The following is a 21,003-nucleotide window of genomic DNA, read 5'->3' on the forward strand; positions in this document are numbered from 1 at the left end:
ACTTTAGTTGGATCTTCCCACTCGTTTTGCTGTGCATACGTTGCGGTAAAGAACAACAATCCAAGTAGGCTTAAAAAAGTCTTTTTCATGGTTTGTTATAATTTGATTTACGGTTTTTTAAATTTCTTTATATCGTTTTAGAGCTTCAACAAAATAATAGTCTCCATAAGTTAATGGAACATCTACTTCGGTTTTATTTGGCATATTACCTACGCCATGCTTCAATAAAAACCCACCTATTTCATCCTGATTTGCTAAATATTGATTGCTAGACAAGGTTTCCAACATGTTTTCAGCAGCAGTAAAATATTCAGTTTGATCTGTAAATTCATATAATTCTAATAAAGCCGAAGCCATAACTGCAGCAGCTGAACTATCTTTTAAATCATTAGGAATCTTATCGGTATCAAAATCCCAAAAAGGTACTTTATCTTCTGGAAGATTAGGATGATTCAGTATAAAATTAGCGATATTTTCTGCCATTTCTAAATACTTTTCGTCTTTGGTTTTCTGGTACATTACGACATATCCATATAATCCCCAGGCCTGTCCTCTTGCCCAAGAAGACTCATCTGCAAATCCCTGATTTGTAATTTGCTTTTTTGCAGCTCCTGTATTTTCATCATAGATCACTTCGTGATACGAACTGTAATCTTCTCTAAAATGATGTTTCATAGTAGTATTAGCATGATTTACCGCAATATCATAATAAGTACTGTCGCCACTATGTTCTGTAGCCCAAAACAAAAGTTCCAAATTCATCATATTATCGATAATTACGACCAAATCATCATCACCTGCTTTGTTCCAAGAAGCGCTATCCCAGGATCTAATGGCTTTTACCGTATCGTTATAACGTTTTGATAACGATTTAGCACTATTCATTAAAATCTCCTGATATTCTGGTTTTGGATCAATACGGTTGGCATTACCGAAACTGCAAAACATCATAAATCCAAGATCGTGTGTAGAAGTATTTGATTCTTCTCGCTTAAGATCTTCTAATATTCTTTCAGCTTCAATTTTTAAACTATCCTCACCGGTTTCTTCATAAAGATACAAGAGTGTTCCCGGATAAAATCCGCTTGTCCACCAACCAGAATTACTAGTTTCAAATTTGTTATTTTCAGGATAAAATGTTTTTGGGTATCTGCTATCCTTAAAGTTTTTGGCCATCGATAAATATTGATTCGCCGCCAACTGGTTTACCGAATCTATTTTTTCTTCGGAAATGGTTTTGGTAATTTCTTTTACTGAAGTTTGATTCGTTTTATTTTCTTCGGCCTCTTTGTTTTGTTTACATGAAAGAATGCTAAGAAAAATAACAAAGCTGAATATTTTAAGTGTATTAAATTTCATTAGGATTTCGAACTATAAGATTATTTAATTTTTCGGCAAATTTGAAACTTCTAATATCCTCACCATCGTCGGTTCGGCTTTTGCAAGACCTTCGCCATCAACCTGAGTTACTTTTTGAACAAAAACATGTAATTTTTCTTTTTGCTCCCAAAGTTGCAAATCATAATTTGGCTCCCATTCACCAACAGATTCTTTTGTAAGATCAATCACTTTCCAAGGTTTGTCGCTATGCAATTTGTGGTAAGCTAAAGAAACTTTATTTTCTCTTTCTTGATCTCTAAACAAAAGATAAATGATAGGATCGGTTTTAGTTTCTTTAATTAAAATATCTGGTCTGGAAATTGGTATTTTCTTGGTTCCACCACCGCCTAATTGAAATGATGAATCTCTAAAATTAGTGTTTTCGTGTTTCCATTTTCCATCTTCCAAATAGATAATCTGATAATCTGTTTTATTATTTTCTGTCCAATAGGTAACAATAAAAGGATTTCCATCTTTATCTGCCGTCATGGAAGTTTGATTAATTAATCCACTGTTCTGCGGAATCCTCCAAGCATATTCAGCTGTTTCTGCCGTTATAGGCAGGGAGTATTTTTCACCAGTCGATTTCTCCCAAGTTTTTCCACCATCTTTAGATCTGGCGTAAGCCATATCGTGATTGGTAGAAACATCCCAGGTTTCACGCCAAACCCATGATAAATGAATCGTTCCCTCTTTATCTACACTAGCTTGCCAGTATGCGTTTCGCTCTCCTTCACCATCTATAAGATTCTCATACAAATCTGTCCAATTTTGGGTTTCAATATTATAAAGTTTTGAAACCAGTTTTCCTTCTCCTGATTGTCCAGATCGAAATAGAAAGAGAAGATCCCCATTTTTAAGATTATAAAATTGTGGATAAGAAACTTTATTTTCATACTTACCTGTCATCCTTGTTTTATCACCAAGTTGTGGACTTAAAATCGAGTCGTCAACTGCATAATTTAGAGGGTTATCATGATGATCCCAGCTTACATGTAACTTTTTATTGCCGTCTACCACAAGGCTTATCGAATTGTGAGCGTCTTTTGCATTGCCGGTAAAACCACTATTGCTTAAATCGAAATTTGATGAATTGATCTTTCTTTTCGCAATAATCATTTTCTCATTATTATCGTAATATCCCAAAAACTGATAATCGCCGATTGATGTTATCGCGTTTTTTCTAAAAATTGTAGTATTAACCGAATTATTTGCCCAAGCTTCTCCTACTTCTATATTATTTATCTGAACTGCGGAACAAGAAATAAGCGAAAGAAAAATGATCGCAAGAAATAGAATATGAAATTTATTAAGCATTTAATTATTTAACTAATATGGATATTGACAATGATAACTATTTTCTAAATTAAAAAAGAGCTAAGAAACGTCTAGAAATAGGGTACAAATTGTTCAATTTTATTTAAAAACTGAATATAATCAATTAATTTGAAGGTAATCCATCAAGTTTGAATCCTTGCATTATCATGGCGTGAGTAATATAAAGCATTTCATCACCGCTATCTTCATGTGCTCCATTAATACCGAATGGCCAAAAATGAGTTCCATCCCCTCTTACATTTTCTTCATTTCCTGCCGTCATTACTTTTAAAATTCTATTAGCATTAGCACCACCCCAAGATCCGTCCATTAAATCCCAATAAACAGAATGTGTACCAATGCCTACGGTATGAGCCATTTCATGTAATGCTGTACCGGTTTTTTGATAACCTTGATTAGAACCTACTCTTATATTACCCGAAAAACTACCATCTGCTGTCGGTGTTCCAGGGGAATAGTTAACTGTTACGTGTTTTTCGATTGATGTAAAATTATTGTAGTAATAAGTTGCACTTTCAAATGCAGCTTTTATGCGATTATAAGCATCTATAGTTTCTTGATCTGCATTAGTGGGAGTATCCTGCATCCAAAAAGTAAAATTACCAGGTTTGATAGTCCTGATTTGTTCTTGATCTCCGTACAAAATCTTACCCCTCGATTTTACATAAGGTTTAATATAATAGGTAGTTTCACTTTTTAGTTCAGAAATTCTTTGAATATATGTGTGATTCAAATTTTCATTAATTTCCACATTATCATTTAAAGTAGGATTTTCATTTTCATCCCATACCAAACCTATTTCATCGATGCCACCTTCTCCCGTTTCTAATAAATTAACATAGAAAAATACATCATAAGCCCCGGCTACTGCTTGGCGATTATTTTCAAAAATAGGTGGGTTTGCTATAGGAGTGCTTACCATGATCTCTTCGCTATAACCAACTCCTTTTTCATTTATCGCATATGCTTTGAGATAATAATCTTCACCATCCTCCAAATTCTGAATTTCAGTTTCAAACTCTCCAGATCCTCTTACTACAGAAGCTGACTTATTACCTGATTCAATTGTTGGCCCCACATTTAAGGAAAAACAAACACCTCTTTCTGAAATAGTACCATTCCCATCGTTAAGCACTTTTCCTTCTAATAAAATATTGTGAGAATTTACACTTAAAGGATAATTAACACTAACTGTTGCAAGTACTAAATCAATGTTTTTATCATCTTCTTGAACAATTTGCTCTTCAGTTGAATCATTATCACTACACGACTGAAAAAAGACTATTTCAAGAGCTAAAAATATTAGTACCTCAAATTTATGAGTCATCGTAATCAAAATTTAAATTAAATAATATCTATTCATCTATTGCAGCAGGGGTAGCAGCTACATAAATATTCTTAGCCTCGAAAAATAAATCTTGTTCTCTCGCAATATCACCATCAGAAGTTGTTCCACTGGCACCTTCCATCTGCATATTTATGATTAACCAAAATCTGTCATTAGTAAAATCCTTGACTACGCTATGCTTTACCTGATCGTCTATAAACATCGTTACATTTAAGTCGTTATCGTTAATCCTATCCATAACGAGTTTATAATTATGCCATTCAGTATCTGCATTAGCGACCTCTGTCTTTTCTGTTGTCCATACTGTTTGATCCCAAGCTAGTCCAGTCACGGTGTTCTGCCAATTGAAAGTATTACCTTTGAATTCCAGAATATCAATCTCTGGAGGCCACGAATCTACTCCACTAATCCAGAATGCAGGCCAAGAACCATAAGCCACAGGCGCTTTGAAGTCTCCGCTTATTTCCCAATGGGGCAATTCTTTTGTTACCTGAATAATCTTCTTTGCATGTATAGCTCCTGAATGAAATGTAATCCGAAGATAGGGATCAGCTGTACTATAACCTTCCCAATTCCAGTCTATCCATTCGGAATGTATTTTTAGAATTCCATCTTCTTCTATTTCTACATTTTCAGGAAACATTCTGGCAGATCCATTGTGATCTTCTCCCCAGGGATAAAGTAAATTCCACTTTTCGTCAAAATTAGTTTGATTGTAAAAGCTTGAAGAATCTATATAAACTAAGGGCATTGGGCTACCTCCCGTTGTAAAACTTTTAATATTACCGAAGCCGACCCCTGCTTGATTTTCAGCAAATACACGAACAAAATATTCAGTATTCTCGGTTAAATTCCCTAAATCTGTCCTAAACCTACCTGATCCCCAAACAGATGATGAAAAAACTAAAGTATCTTGATCTTCAAAATCCTGATTAGAGGATATAGAAACACCTCTTTTAGTAACAGCGCCTCCGCCATTATTGGTTATCATTCCCTGTATAGAAAAAGAAATATCACTTAATTTATCGATATCTTGTGTTTCAACTTCAGGAATTTTAATATCCTTCGCTTCATTTATATCTTGTTCAGAATCAGAAGAAATTTCTTCTGATTCTGAACAAGAATATAACAATGAGATTACAAATAATAATTTTATTAACTGATTAAATTTATTCATTATAAATCTCAATTTTCATAGAATTCAAAAGATTCTATATTTGCATGTCTTCCTTCTCTACCTTGAGAAACCGTTCCTCCTGGCTGAGTCGTAACAATACCTAAAGCTACTGGAGTTATTTTATCAACTGAAAAAGTTAATACAAAATCATCTGGGCTTTTTCCTGCCAAAATTTTCTCATAAATCAAGGTATTTGAAGAAGTTTCAACATCGGAAACATCAGGTAATGTACTTCCTTTAGAAACTAACAAATAAGCATTATCATCTATCCCTTCAATTTCTTCGTGAGAAGTGTCTATACCACCTTCTACAATTCTAAAATTCGCTTTATAAGTATATGTTCCAGGCTTTAAAATTAAAACTTGATAAATTTTACCATTTTCAATTCCAGGTGTTCCCCAACCTGATTCTATATTGAAGATATTACCGTTCCATTCGTCCCAGCCACCATATCCATCATGGCTTTTCATAGCATCATTGGCGATCCATCCTTCTAGATTACCCCAACGACCATTAGTTTCTGAAGCCTGAAATGGAACCGAAGTATTAACAAGTTCAGGATTTTCACTTAACTCTCCTAAAGCGAACGAGTTAATTTTTAAATATCTACCAACATTTGCATCAGGTAAACTTCCTTGAACACCTACTGAGATTTGGGTTACTTCATCTATAGTGAACATTAAAACTTGATGTAAATCATCTTCCTTATTTACTCTTTTGTATGCTAATACTTTATCTGAAATCTCTACATCATTAACATCAGGTAACATACCACCTTCTGCAACACTAAAATACACTTTATCTTTAGCATCTATAGCTTCATAATTAGTTTCTCTGATATCGATTATGTACGCATATGTACCGGGTCCTAAAACAAATGTTTGATAGACTTTCCCATTGTTAATAGCTGGTTCATCCCAACCACTTTCAAAATCAAATATATCACCATCTAAAACCCCATATCCATTATGACTTAAAGCTGCATCATTATGGATCCAATGTTCAGGAGTACCCCATCTACTATCATCATATGCTGATTTGCTAAAAGGGAAAGTTGCATTTTTAAAATAAGGAGCCTCTGATATTACAAATTCTGGAGTAAAAGATTTATAATCTGTATAAAAAGTATCTATTGCATTTTCTTCAGGAATAAAAAGAGTTCTATAAGAATAAGATGAACCTCCTAAGAAATCGTCAATTGCTATACTCGTACTATCGATAGGAAGAAAAACTTCCTTTTCTACTCCTACCTCATCATTATAGACTACTTCTGTACCAATAACACCAGATAATAAATCCATGGATCCAAAATTTATTGTAAGATTAGACCCCAAAAGTTGATCTGAAATTAAAGGTCTTGTATTTAGTGATTCCTGATATCTACTTCCATAAACATTTGCTGTAATATAAACTGGAATTGACTTATTTCCCTCATTATCGAACGTCCTAACTTCAAAATTGTAAATATTTTCAGCCAATCCATTAATCATGGTTGTTAAAGTATCTACACCTCCTGTTCTCTCTACAGGCACATTTATGGAATCTTGTTTACTACTCCAATATACAGTGAAATTAGTGATTTTTGGATCTGCATTAACTACTCCTTGTATTTTAGCTCTATTTTTTCCGCTAAAAACCTTTAAAGAGTCCATCTTTTCGGTATAAGAGATTTCTCCCCCATCCGTAAATTTTTTATACTCATCCACTTCATCCATATCAGAACAAGCATAAATAAAAAGTGAAAGTATAATGAGAGTAAAATATGATTGCTTTTTCATAATATTAAATTTTCAACTATTAATTAGGATTACCATAAACTTGTATTTCGCCTATAGCTAAAGCTTCTCCGCCTCCCCAGTTTTCTAAACACAAGACTCTTAAATATCTAATTTTAGGCACATCAATAGGAATATCCCAACTAAAACCAGAGTTTGCAGCTTGATAATCTTCATCATTTTGTTCTCCATAAGGTAAGCCTGATGGTTTTGTTTCTTCATATTCACCTAATAAAATCCATTGATCTAAATCTCCGGTAGATTCTAATTCTGTAGATCCATAAATTTGGAATCGCTTCATTGCAGATTTATAATAATAAGTACGTCCGTTATAATATTCAGGGTAATCCCATATTTTCACCCTGCTTAACTGAGCTTCTACACCTAGATCAAAAGTAAAAATATGTGGTCCTTCATTATAAGTTCCTTTAGTTAAATAAACTTTGGCCCAGTTCATTATTTCACCATCCCAAAGCCCTTCTATAGGCGTGCTATCATGTCTAGGTGCATCATTTGGTAAAACTATTCCTCTATAACCTGATTTAGGTATTGCTTGTTCAAAAAGTGGTTTTATCTCTGTAAATAGAGTATCGGTATAATTTAGCCATCTATCTCTCACTACAAATGCAAATTCCTTTTGTACTGTATCCATCCCTCGTATAGACTGTTTGATTTCATCTGTAGACGAGTAAATACTATTATCATCTATTACCCAGTCCCCTTGAGAATCTTTATCCATAACCAATATTGCTATATCTTCTCGATCTGGATTCTCTGCATTTAAATATATACCTCCAAAAGTTGGACCTGTTTCTAATGATTCAAATACATCATAGATAGGTGCTAATTTTGGATTAACTTTAATATTAACAGGTTCTGAAGAAACTTCAGATCGATTAACGGTAGTTATAGCAACGTCAACTTCCTTATTACCAGAAAACCCCTCTAAAAGCATATTACTGTTATAATAAGAAGATTTAACTTCTACTTCTTTTCCATTTTCTAACAAATAATTGGCTTTCACATATAATAAATCCTGATCTTCTGGAAGCGTATATGTAATTTTAGCCTTACCTGGAAAATTCTCAACTTGAACATTAGAAACCTGTTCAGGAGATGTATTATTATGCTCTAATGGTGTTTGCAGATCCTCATCTGAGCAGGAACTCAAGAAAGAAATTATTAAAAAAAATAGTATATAATTTGAAAAATTGAATTTCATAACTTAAAATTTAAATTACCAACCTGGATTTTGTACTAAATTCGAATTTTGCAACAAAGCATTTTCTGCAATAGGCCAGAAATAATCTCTTGGAGCTACAAATCTTTGCTGAAACAATGTTCTTATTTGGTAATAAGAGACTTCATCTTTTCCAAAAACATTCCATCCTCTAATAGGTTCATTAAGCTCTTGTGATGCTGTTTTCCATCTACGAATATCCCAATATCGATTTCCTTCAAAGGCAAGTTCTATTGTTCTTTCTCTATGGATGATTTCTCGTAATCCAGATTGCGTATTGGGTTTGTCTGGATTTACAGAAAAATCTCGCCACGATTCCTGAACACCCTTAAGACCTGCTCTTGTTCTTATTCTATCTAAATATTCGTACACCGCCGTACTTGGACCAGATACTTCATTTAAAGCTTCTGCATACATTAAATATAAATCTGCTAAACGTAATTCAGGCCATGCGTATGATCTATATGTCGCTCCTGAGGAACTAAAACTCTGATTCCAATTCACCAATTTCTTTAAAAAATAACCTGTTACATTAAATAAAAATGCATGGTTACTACCGGCATAATCGGTATACTTTGATTCTATATGAAATTTAGTATCATCTGATCCTGCATCATATTTATACCAAATAGCCCCATCAAAACCTAAATCTGCATAGAATCTAGGCTCTCTATCAAAATTCAATCTTGATGTTTTATAGCCTTCTTTTATATTAAAGCGATCTTCTTCTCCAGCTTCTTGTAATTCTTCAAAATTGGTAAAATCTAATGTTTTGTCTTCATTAATGGGAACTCCGTTTTTTGAATAAAACATTCTAGCCATTTTTAAAGTTGGAGATAATATTTTTCGAGCATCATTATGATTATGTTCTAATGATAAAGGAGCCATACTATATCTCTGCAAATCTGTAGTTGTACTTAAAGTATTATTCCAGATAATCTCACTATTCCACCTTTCCGTAACCGCATTTCTTATCGAAAGTTTTGTTTCAGTTGTATCTGATAAAGTAAAAGCAGAACCTGGAAATTCATAAAGACTACTCCCTGCTCCTTCTGCTGCTTCTATAGCATCTAAAGCTGCATCTGCAGCTAATTTCCATTTATTAGCATCGTAAGCTGTATTAAATAACTGCTCTCCACTTGAATTTATTAGAATAGATAAATCTTCATTTCCATTAAAAAGCGGGCTTGCAGCTGTTAATAAAACCTTAGCTTTTAAACCTTTTGCAATAGGAGCAGTTACCCTTCCTAATTCTGTATTTAAATCTACAATAGAGGTAGGTAAAACTTCCGCAGCTTCATCTAGTAGTTGCACTATATAATTCACACCTTCATCAAATGGTTCTCTAGGAACATTTAACTGTTCAGAAGGGGCGTCTATAGGAATATTTTCTCGCATAATTGGAATAGGGCCGTACATTCTAAGCAAATAGAAATGATAATATGCTTTTAGATATTTCGCCTCTGCAATCCAACGATTTCTTTCGGAAGAAGTAATATCAGGTACCTGATCTGGGTCATTCATATTTTCGATAAAAATATTACAATGCCGAATTCCATCAAATAAAGGATAATCCTCCTTTCCATCATCATTAGGGTCTGGTCCTCCCCCTTGATAATTACCATCCCAGACATTAAAATATGGGTTAGATACTCTTTGAAAGCCCATTGCGATATCTAAACTGTAAATTGTTACAGCCTGTCGTTGATCTGGAATCCATAATTCATCTCCTGCCAACATCGCAGGATTATGATATAAATTTCCATTTCTAGGCATATACGAGTAACAGGTAAATAAATATTTTTCTGCTTCGTTTCTTAAATTGAAAGCCTGATCTATAGTTGCTACATTATCTGGAACAACATCTAAAAATTCATCTTCACAAGACTGTAAAATAACTGTAGAACATACACCGATTATTAGAATATATATTCTAAAAAAAACATTTCTCCTTTTAGTATTATGTAATCTATTTTTCATTTTAAAAACTTAAAAAGTTAATTGCAATCCAACATTATAAACTGATTGAATAGGGTAACCTAGACCATCACCTCCCATTTCCGGATCCCATAAATCAAAATCGCTCCATACGGCTAAATTTAAGCCACTAGCATAAATCCTAAGGCTATTTAAATGTAACTTATCGAGTAACTTGCCCTTAGGACTAAAACCTAGTTCCATGGTTTTAAGCCTTAAAAAATCGCCACTACGCATCCACCAAGTAGAAGTATCCTTTTTACCGTCATCTCTTTTTAATGTGTTATTCTCTACAAATGTTTGACTTAATCTTGGCCAAAATGCATAAGCATCTCTATTATCTTCAGACCAATAATCTTCTGCAATAACATTTAATAATCCATTTTGTGCTCCTCCATTAATAACAAAAGGAGAAATATTTTCTGGATCAATAAAAAATGAAGAACGAGCTGAGCCTTGAAAGAAAGCACTAAAATCCCAGTTTTTATAACCAACTGAACCCCCAAATCCATATATAATTTCAGGTACTGTTGGTAAACCTATGGGTACCATATCACTCTGAGAAATTACTCCATCACCATTAACATCCCTATATTTAATATCACCACCAGTATAATCACCAAATTGAGTTGGTGAATTGTTTACTTCTTCTTGATCTACAAAAAGTCGCTCTGCTATGTATCCATAAACTTGTGAAGCATTGTCTCCTATTCTTGATCTGTAGGCTAGTTCTTCCGGATAATCAACTTCATCATATTCCAATACTTCATTAGTAGCATAGGTAAGGTTAGCTCTCAACTGCGTCCACCAGTCAGAATTTAATTGTTTACTATAATCCATAGAAAAATCTAGCCCTTCACTTTGCATAGCTGCAAAATTTGTTTGAGGAGTAGCTGTTAGACCTATTGCAGAACCTATTTCTGATCTAGTTTGTAAAATATTCGTTCTTTTTTGTCTAAAAACATCTACTACAAAATTTAAAGAATTAAAAAGTTCTAGATCCATCCCTAAATTTATTTGTTCAGATTCTTCCCAGCCTATATTTGCATTAGGATATCTAGAAATATAAACTCCAGGTCTATAATAGCCAAAATCTTGCCCAAAAGTGGCTCCATAATTTCCATCATTTAAATTTACATTAGACAGATAGAAAAAACGCTCATCCGTATTACCTATTTGGTCGTTTCCTACTAATCCATAAGTAACTCTAAACTTTAAATTAGAGATAACGTTCTTTAAAGGCTCAAAAAATTGTTCATTAGAAATTCTATACCCTAATCCTCCAGAGGGGAAGAACCCATATCGATGTCCTTTAGCAAACCGCTCAGATCCATTATAACCAAAATTGAACTCTGCTAAGTAACGATTATCATATCCATAAGTAAACCTTCCTGAAATCCCGTGATTACGATTTGCTAAGCTATTTTGAACACTACCTGCATTACCGGTTTCGTAACTAGAAATAAGATTTAGAAGCATCCCTGAAACTGCATGTTTTTCATTAAAAACACGATCGTAATTAATCGCGGTTTCATTATATATTCTAGAATCTAATTTTTTATCACCTTCAGAATAATTTAAATATTCTGTCCCCACAGTTCCAATCGATGTTTCGGAGCCATCGTTTAAAACACTTAATTGAATACTGCCATCAATTGGATTTATACTAGATTTATAAAAAAATGGATTGTACTGCCTAGAAACATCATAATAAGAATATCTTCTGATATATCCCATAGAACGAATCCTTAATCCTTCAGTAATAAAACTTAAATCTTGTTGCAATTCTACTTGTGCCTGAATTGTAGAACTTTTTTTGGTTTGATATCCTCTAACCATTTCGGCATAAGGATTTGTCAACAATGTTTCACTAGCTAAACCAGTTGGAGCCCCTCCAAAAAGCGGATGTTCTATATAGGGTAAATAATCAGCAGGATAAATTGCGGGAAACGCTACCGGATTAGACCAAACCGCTTTATTAAAAATACCTTTACCACCACCAACAGGACCATTAAAATCGTCAAATTGTCCATAAATATTTACTCTGGCTTTGGTAGTTGGTGTTAACTGCAAATTAACATTACTCCTTAAAGAATAGTTTCTTAGTTTTATATTACTGTTGAAATTATTTATTCCCTCAACATCTAATACTCCATTATCTACAGTATATGTTCCTGATATATAATATCGAGCCTTTTCACTACCTCCACTAGCACTTAAATTCAAGCTCTCATTTATCGTATAATCTTTAATAAGCTGATCTATCCAATTATTACTAGGGTATAATAGCGGATTATCTCCTGCAGCTGTCCTATCAATTTTTGTTTGAGTATACGGTAAAACGGCATTTCTATCCCTAGTTAATGCAGCTTCATTAGCCAAATTCATATAAGTTATATTATCAGCAAAATCGAAATTATCCGTATTAGAAGAAATCCTGGTCTCAGATCTGAAACTGAATTTTGTTTTGCCTGCTTTACCTGTTTTAGTAGTTATCAACACTACTCCATTTGCCCCTCTTGCTCCATAAACAGAGGCTGCCGCAGCATCTTTTAATACTGAAAATGAGGAGATATCATCTGGTTGTAACCGAGCCATATCTGTTGTTGTTGATTCAATTCCGTCAATTAAAATCAAAGGATTTCGCTTACCAGTACCAAAAGTACCTAAGCCCCTTATAAAGAAATCCGAATTATCTGCGCCAGGTTCTCCGGAACGTTGATACGAAATCATACCTGGCACTCTACCGGCCATCATGCTAGTAAGATTATTTGTTGGTCCTTTTATTTCACTAGGAGATACAGATGTAATGGAGCTAACTAAACTAGCTTTTTTCTGCTTCCCTCCAAAACCGATAATAACGGTTTCCTCTAAAGCTCCCACATTCGTTTCTAAGCTAATATCAATATACCGATCTTCTCCAACCTTTATTTCCTTGGTCTTAAAACCGACATATGAGTATGTCAATACTGAGTTATTACCAGAAACAGTTAAAGTATAATTTCCATCAAAATCTGTTGCAGTACCATTATTAGTTCCCTTTTCCATGATAGTAACTCCTGGGAGTGGCATACCATCTTCTGCACCAATAACTTTACCCGTAACTATAATTCCTTGTTCGTTTTTATTCAAAGAAAAGAAATCATTCTCAGCACCGTAAACATTTACTTGAGATAGAAACAGTATAAAAGCAAATGAATAAATTAAAAATATATTATTTTTATACATTTTAATTGATTTTAAATAAATAATTGTAATTTTTTTTCATAGTGTTTGAAAATTTTAAGAATAGTTTTTTTTTCATAAGTTTTGATTTTAATTAGTTTATCCTTTATACTCAAATGCCTTCTTTAAAATTTAAAAGAAATTAAAAAATTATATGTAAATCATACATTTATTACATAAATTTAATAACCTAAAACTCATAAATACTTATGAATTATTTAACCGAAAACGTTTTAGTTTTACTTTTACAATTTTATAAATAATAAAAAAAAATCACAGTATGTAATATGATTAAATTAAGGGGGTAAAATGTTCAATACCTTTAAAATCAGATGATAGAAGAAATTTAAATTTTAAAAAAACTGGTAAAAAGAATAAAATTAAGATGAAATATTTCATTAAAGAAATGTTAAAAATAAAGGCACTTATCCTTATAACAATGTCTATAAATGCTAATGGACAAAAAATAACCAATGAAAATTTATTCAAAAACGATCTTAAATTTTATCATTTTAATACTTCTGATGGTCTTTCCAATAATATGATAAACTCTATAGAACAAGATAGTATGGGGTTTATCTGGATTGCAACTCAAGCCGGACTTAATAGATATGATGGAAGGGAATTCAAAAATTTCACTAAAGAAAATTCATCACTTACCGACAGCTATATTCAACAAGCTTATATATCAGATAGTGGAGAGCTCTATTTAGCAACAAATTCAGGAATTAGTCAATACCAAAAATTTGAACAAAACTTCAACTATATTAGACCTGATAGTTCCACGCTTTCTAACAGTATTACTTCAATAACTAAATTTCAAAACAATAAATTTTTAATTGGTGATTATACGGGCGGACTGCATATATTAGAAAATAATAAAGAAAGGAAAATAATCTATCAGGGAAAAAGGTATAATTCCATATTAAGTGATTATAGAATATCTACTGTAAAAGCAAGTAGCGATACTGTTATCTGGGCAGGAACCTATTCTAATGGTTCATATAAAATAGAACTTGACTCTACTAATTCAGTCAAAAAAATCACTAAAATAACTACAAAGAGGACAAATGCTATTTTTATAGATTCTAAAAGAAACATTTGGATTGGTAGTGAAGATGGGGTACATATAATTCAAAATTCTAAAAATGATACGATACACCTAAAAAAGCAAATCAACCAATTAAACGATGATGTTGTAAAATGTGTTGCTGAAGATAAAAAGGGACATATTTGGATAGGAACTAGAAATGGAGGTATTAATATTATAGATATTAAAACTCTATTTACAAAAAAAACACCATTAACAATAAAATATTTTAATGCTAGAAATGATGGTAGTAGTGTATACCATCGTGATATTACCGCTTTAAAATGTGATGCTGGAGGAAATATGTGGATTGGAACCGGAGCGGGCTTCGATTTTGTTAATCCTTCTGGGGAACAATTTACACTGCTTACCACGAAGCTAAAAAATTCGTCTCATCTTTCTAACGAACGAATTACTGCTTTATCTGAATCTTTTGATAAAAAAATATGGATTGGTACAGATGGTGCAGGTCTCAATCTTTACCATCCCGAAAATGGAAAAATTGACAATCATCCACTACCGCCTGATGCTAAATTGAGCAACAATTTTGTAATCTCGCTATTAGAAGATTCCGATAAAAATCTATGGATCGGGACCTATCGAGGAGGCTTAAATAAATACAATTTTAAAACTAGAGTAATTACACACTACTTACAAGGTGATATTTCTCGAGGAAGCGATGTTAGAACTATATTTCAAGATAAAAACAATACTATTTGGGTAGGTACTAATAGGGGTGGGCTCTATAAATACAATTCAAAAACAGATACATTCCAATATATAAAAGTTCTTGGTAAAATCGATATTCGAGAGATTGAACAACAAAATACTAATGAATTGTGGCTGGCAACTTATGGTAACGGAATTATAAAATATCATATCGATAAAGAAGAATATACAAGCTACAATAATAGCAATACCAACATCCCTACAAATGTTATTTTCAGTTTTGAATTTATAGATGAAAATAACATTCTTGCCGGTACTATGAATGAGGGAATGTTTATTCTCGATATTACAACCAAAACAGCTAAAATATATACTAAAAGTGATGGCTTAAGTAACAATACTATTAGTAGTATTACTAAAGATAGTGAAGACTTATACTGGATAGGCACTTACAAAGGGATTACAATGTTTAACCCCATAAATAAAGAAATTAAAGATTTAAAGAACTTCAACGCTATTCAAAATAGCGAATTCAATATCGGTGCTTCTCTATTTTCTAGTAATGGAGTTATGTATATGGGTGGTAATGAAGGAATAAATATTTTTCGACCTGAAGCACTACAAAATATTCAGCAAAAAACATTTAATACAGTATTTAAAAACCTTGATTTTTACAACAAATCGGTAACTGTTTCCGATAGTACTCAACAAGTACTCGATAAAGCTATTCAATTTAAAGATACCCTAAAAATAGATTATAATCAGGCTCTTTTTTCTTTAGACTTCGCTTCATTACAGTATCCACGATCAGATAATATTGAATATTCTTATTTGTTAGAAGGATATAGCGACCATTGGGTTAATATCAAAAATGCGAACCGAATAAATTTTAGTCATCTTCCACCAGGAAATTACAAACTGATTTTAAAAACCAACCCTAACGATTACGTTACCTCATCAAAAGAATTATATATTTCAATTATGCCTCCCTTCTGGCGGACTATTCCAGCATATATTAGTTATTTCATAATCATAAGTTTACTAATAGTTTTTGGTTTAAAATATTATTCAGATAAAATAAAGCTAAAACAATCTTTAGTATTCGAAAAAAATCAACGGCAATTAGAAAATGAACTTCATGAAGAACGCTTACGGTTTTATAATGGATTTTCACATGAGCTAAAAACACCACTTACTATGATTTTAGCACCTGTAGAAAGTTTATTAACTGAGATTCGAAAAAAAGAACAAATAAACAGCCTTCGGATAATAGAAAAAAATGCTAAAACGTTATTAACTAGAATAAATAAACTGCTAGATTTTAGACAAGTCGAAAAAGGATTAAATGAACTGAAAACTGATAAACATGATCTTAAAGTTTCTATTGAAAAATGGATTACGCAATATAAGCACGTGGCCGATGCTAAAAAAATAAATATACAATCCAAATTTGACTGTAAACAAGCCATCCTCTTTTGTGATATAGAAAAGATTCAGATTATATTCAATAATCTTATTACCAATGCACTTAAATATACAGCTGCTCAAGATACTATCAAAATTATACTCAAAACCGATAAAAACGGCTATCAATTTTCAGTAACCGATACGGGTTCAGGCATACCTGCTCATATTTTACCACATATTTTCGATTGGTATTACCATTCTGATGAAAAACATACTAAAAATGGTAGTGGAATAGGTTTGGCGCTCTCTAAACAGTTTGTAGAACTCCATGGCGGAAAAATTACGGCAGAAAGTATCGAAAATGAACATACAACTTTTACGATTTATCTACCAAAAGGCGAAGAAAAAACATCAGAAAAAAATATTGATTTTAAATATTCCGAATTTGAAGGGTTAACTACTGATTTGTTAAATGAAGAAGCATCACTTGAAAACCGCGCGTTGTTAAATACAAAAGCTGGTCGAAAACTAATTTTATTAATTGATGATAATACCGATATTCATCAGTACTTGGCTTCGATTTTAAAAGAAAAATACGATTTATTACACGCTCTTAATGGGCAAGAAGGTATTAATATGGCTGTAAAACATATACCAGATCTTATTATTTCTGATGTGATGATGCCAGAAAAAAGTGGAATAGACCTTACTTCTGCTCTAAAAAATCAGGAAGAGACTACTCATATTCCTATTATCTTACTTTCAGCTAAAGATACTCAAGAAGCAATAATAGATGGCTATCAAGAAGGAGCTGACGATTATATTACCAAACCCTTTAGCTCTAGCGTTCTTATAGCTCGAATTCAGAATTTATTATACCGGAAATTGGAAGTTCTAGAAAAAGGAATTACAAAAGATACTAATGAAAATCCTAAATGTCAGCAAATATCATTAGAAAAAGAATTTTTACTGAAATTTGAAACTACGGTTTATGAATATATGCAAAGTCAGGGTAAAATTGTAGAATTAATCTCAGAAAAAATGGGGATGAGTCGCGCTACACTATATCGAAAAATAAAAGGAATAACCGGTAAGAATATTACCCAACACATTCGAGATATTCGATTAGAAAAAGCACTTTCACTTATACAGTTTGAAGGCTTAACAATTTCTCAAGCTGCTTTTGAAGTTGGTTTTAACAACCCAAAATATTTCAGAAAAATATTTAAAGAAAAGTATGGCGACCTGCCATCTAACTACACATTGAACAGAGACCTTACTTAAGCGCTAACCTTAACAAAGTTTAAGAGTTATAAGCCACTTTGTATGGTAGAAAATTACTATTTTCCTTAAAAAACATGGAATCCAATAATAATCAGAAAACTTTAGAATTTTCAAATGTAAAACCCGAAATTATTGAATTTCGAGATTTAACGTATTCACAACCTAGTGTACGTTTTTCACAACGCCCTTTAAACTTAAAACTAGATATTTTAAAACCAGTTCAGGATGAAAAATGTCCTATTGTATTGTATATTCCCGGTGGTGGGTTTTTAAGTGTCCATAAAGAACAAGCTTTACAACAGCGTTTAGCTATTGCCGAAGCTGGTTTTGCAGTGGCAAGCTTAGAATACCGTAGCATTCCTAACGGAAAATTTCCCGAACCGCTTATTGACATTAAAACAGCTATTCGATTTTTAAATACCAATAGTGAAAAATTTGGTTTAGAGCGTGAAAACATCGCTGTTATGGGAGTATCTGCTGGTGGTTATTTAGCTGCAATGGTGGGAACAACCAATAATTACAAAGAATTTGAAATGGGTGAATATCTTGATGAATCGAGTATGGTAAAAGCCGTGGTCGATTTATATGGATTATCCGATTTACGCCAAATTGCAAAAGATTTTTCGGAAGAAGTTCAGCACGAACATGAATCGGAAAATTCGGCTGAATATCTATTTTTAAATGGAATCCGTCCATTTGATCGTATTTCTGAAAACGATAAATCCAAAATTTTCAAAAATGCTGATCCATCCATTTATCTTTCAGAACATACGCCACCTTTCTTATTCATGCATGGCGATAAAGATGAATTGGTTTCTCCTAGCCAAACTTCTTATTTATATGAAATTCTGGTTAAAAATGATATTAGTGCTGATCGCTATCTGGTAAAAAATGCAGGGCATGGAGGAAATGCTTGGATGCAACCTGAAATTATTGAAGTAATTATAAATTATTTAAATACTCACTTAAAAGAAAGTTACTAGAATATACTCTTTACTAACAGAGATAAATTAATTACGATAACCTAATTAAAATAAATAAGACCGATATCTATAATTCAGAAATCGGTCTTATCATCAAAACTATTCTTTAAACAGGTATACTCATTACTTCTTTTTTCCTACTCCAATTACGGTTAGTTTGCTATCTCAGCTATAAATTTATCTGGAGACTTATTTAATAATATAGCTTTATCGTCTTTAAACAAATTTGCATAGTTTTTTTCTTCTAAAAATTCTACACCTTCTCCATCAGCTGCTATAGTTTTACAGTTTTTTAAAGCTTCATTAATAAACTTATCTGCTTTTACTATTTTATTGAACTTAAAGTGATTTTTCACCGTTTTTTAACATCTTTAAAAGATTTTTTATAATTTTATTAATATGAATTATACCGGTTTGAAATGAGGCATATTTATTTATCTCTTAAAAAGAATGATTCTTAATTACCTGTAAATGAGCTATAATGATAAAAAATCTACGTAAACCGTTATATTTTTATTCATTTTTTTATTTGTTTTACAGCTTTGTCTTATTTAACTAATAATTATAAGACTTGCCCCTAAGTATTTGTTGTATGAATGAAAATGAAAGACTAAAGGAGTTAAGAAAATTAGAAATTTTAGATACCATTCCTGAAAAAGAGTTTGATGAACTAGCAGAAATTGCTTCTTATATATGTCAAACTCCAATATCTCTTATTTCTTTGGTTGATAAAAACAGACAATGGTTTAAATCTAAAGTTGGGTTAGAAGTAGCACAAACCGATCGAAAAGATTCATTTTGTCAACATTCTTTTCATAATCCAGAAGAAGTCTTGGTTATTAAGGATTCTTTAAAAGACGAGCGTTTTATAAATAATAATTTAGTTACCGGAGATCCGCATATTAGATTTTATGCAGGTGCCCCATTAGAAACTCCATCAGGAAATATTTTAGGGACATTATGTGTTATCGACCGAAAGCCTAGAGAAATTAATGAAGACCAAAAAAAAGCTTTAAAATTATTGGCCAAAAAAGCCATGAATTTAATTTTATCACGACAAAAAATATCAAATCAAGATCTTAAAATAAAGAAAGATGGTATAAAGCTAAAACGGATTATCGATTTAGCTCCAGGTGTTATTTTTAAATATAGACATTCCTACAATAAGGATAGTTATTTTGATATTATGAGCAAAGGAATATCTAAAATGCATCCAGATTTAACTCCTAAAATAGTTAAACAAAACCCGATGACAATTTTAGAATATATCCATCCGGAAGATCGCGAAAAATTTATTTTGAGCATTCAGTATAGCTTACGAAAAATTTCAGAATGGAAATTTCTTTTTAGAATTATTGATGAAAACCAAAAAATTCAGTGGTACAGAGGCGAAGCTCATCCTGAACTTGCCCAAGATAAAACCATTTTATGCTATGGCACTTTTCAAAATGTATCTAGTGAAATTGAATATGAAAGTGTTTTAGAGGAAATTGCTTTTGATATTTCTCATGTACTTAGAAGGCCTGTTACTTCCCTATTGGGCCTTACGTCTTTAATAAATGAAGATACAGAAATTACGACACAAAAGTTGCAGGAATATATAAACCATATTCAAATAGTGTCTGAAGAGTTAGATGTATTTACTCGAAAACTTAATGATACCTATCATTTAAAGAGAAAAAATAATACAAATTTTGATAAAGATTCAATTTAAGTTCTATCCCTTTTCATAATTTTATAATTAGTAATTACTACTGAAGTTAAATTTTTTTAATAAAAGAATGATTTAACACATGGTACTTTTTACCGTATTTTTAAAATTAGATAGAAATTTATTATCGCAAAATCATAGTTATTTAACGGTTTACATGACAATTGTCATTTTAAATTTAATTTCTTTTTTACCGCTAATAATTTAAAATAAGAAAACCTTTTCTTTCCAAAAGAAAGCTTATTTTTATAATAAATTTTTAGGAAAATGGGACGATTTCTTATCATCAACTTACTTATTCTCATAGTTCAATTGAGTGTAGTTAGGGTTGGTTTTAAGTATACGTCTAACTCTAATTTTAATAATGAAGATAGCTCAAGTCAAACTTGTTGCTTAACT

General features: G+C 32.1%; 12 protein-coding genes. 3 read left to right on the plus strand and 9 right to left on the minus strand.

The features are described 5' to 3' along the window. Positions 1-117 precede the first annotated feature (117 nt). From ACN0WI_RS06220 to ACN0WI_RS06255, 8 genes are all read right to left on the minus strand, one after another. Positions 118-1,359, minus strand: a complete 1,242-nt coding sequence (locus ACN0WI_RS06220; protein ID WP_417885788.1) for a glycoside hydrolase family 88 protein — start codon at positions 1,357-1,359, stop codon at positions 118-120. Between the two features lie 24 nt (positions 1,360-1,383). Next, entirely contained in the window at positions 1,384-2,697 is a 1,314-nt protein-coding gene (locus tag ACN0WI_RS06225) for a BNR repeat-containing protein (RefSeq protein WP_417885789.1), read from the minus strand. Between the two features lie 124 nt (positions 2,698-2,821). After that, complete coding sequence (locus ACN0WI_RS06230; protein ID WP_417885790.1) at positions 2,822-4,045, minus strand: hypothetical protein; 1,224 nt, start codon at positions 4,043-4,045, stop codon at positions 2,822-2,824. A gap of 28 nt (positions 4,046-4,073) precedes the next feature. Beyond that, on the minus strand, positions 4,074-5,243 hold the full coding sequence (locus tag ACN0WI_RS06235) for a hypothetical protein (protein WP_417885791.1): 1,170 nt from the start codon (positions 5,241-5,243) through the stop codon (positions 4,074-4,076). 8 nt (positions 5,244-5,251) lie between these two features. Continuing rightward, entirely contained in the window at positions 5,252-7,021 is a 1,770-nt protein-coding gene (locus ACN0WI_RS06240) for a DUF4998 domain-containing protein (protein ID WP_417885792.1), read from the minus strand. 19 nt (positions 7,022-7,040) lie between these two features. Then, entirely contained in the window at positions 7,041-8,189 is a 1,149-nt protein-coding gene (locus ACN0WI_RS06245; protein ID WP_417885793.1) for a DUF4959 domain-containing protein, read from the minus strand. A gap of 66 nt (positions 8,190-8,255) precedes the next feature. Continuing rightward, complete coding sequence (locus ACN0WI_RS06250; RefSeq protein WP_417885794.1) at positions 8,256-10,238, minus strand: RagB/SusD family nutrient uptake outer membrane protein; 1,983 nt, start codon at positions 10,236-10,238, stop codon at positions 8,256-8,258. A gap of 9 nt (positions 10,239-10,247) precedes the next feature. After that, a complete protein-coding gene (locus ACN0WI_RS06255) occupies positions 10,248-13,463 on the minus strand; it encodes a SusC/RagA family TonB-linked outer membrane protein (RefSeq protein ID WP_417885795.1) in 3,216 nt (1,071 codons plus the stop codon). Positions 13,464-13,845: 382 nt separating this feature from the next. On the opposite strand from ACN0WI_RS06255, the gene ACN0WI_RS06260 reads away from it, so the two are divergent. Both ACN0WI_RS06260 and ACN0WI_RS06265 read left to right on the plus strand, forming a co-directional pair. Next, complete coding sequence (locus ACN0WI_RS06260; protein ID WP_417885796.1) at positions 13,846-17,910, plus strand: hybrid sensor histidine kinase/response regulator transcription factor; 4,065 nt, start codon at positions 13,846-13,848, stop codon at positions 17,908-17,910. Positions 17,911-17,984: 74 nt separating this feature from the next. After that, complete coding sequence (locus ACN0WI_RS06265; RefSeq protein ID WP_417885797.1) at positions 17,985-18,893, plus strand: alpha/beta hydrolase fold domain-containing protein; 909 nt, start codon at positions 17,985-17,987, stop codon at positions 18,891-18,893. 152 nt (positions 18,894-19,045) lie between these two features. On the opposite strand, the gene ACN0WI_RS06270 is transcribed toward ACN0WI_RS06265, so the two are convergent. Then, the gene (locus ACN0WI_RS06270) at positions 19,046-19,249 is read right to left on the minus strand and encodes a hypothetical protein (RefSeq protein ID WP_417885798.1); all 204 of its coding nucleotides are present in this window, start codon (positions 19,247-19,249) and stop codon (positions 19,046-19,048) included. Between the two features lie 236 nt (positions 19,250-19,485). Between ACN0WI_RS06270 and ACN0WI_RS06275 the strand changes: the two genes are divergently transcribed. Further along, complete coding sequence (locus ACN0WI_RS06275) at positions 19,486-20,607, plus strand: GAF domain-containing protein (RefSeq protein WP_417885799.1); 1,122 nt, start codon at positions 19,486-19,488, stop codon at positions 20,605-20,607. Positions 20,608-21,003: the final 396 nt, after the last annotated feature.

It is taken from the genome of Zunongwangia sp. (assembly GCF_048269745.1).
GTDB lineage: Bacteria > Bacteroidota > Bacteroidia > Flavobacteriales > Flavobacteriaceae > Zunongwangia.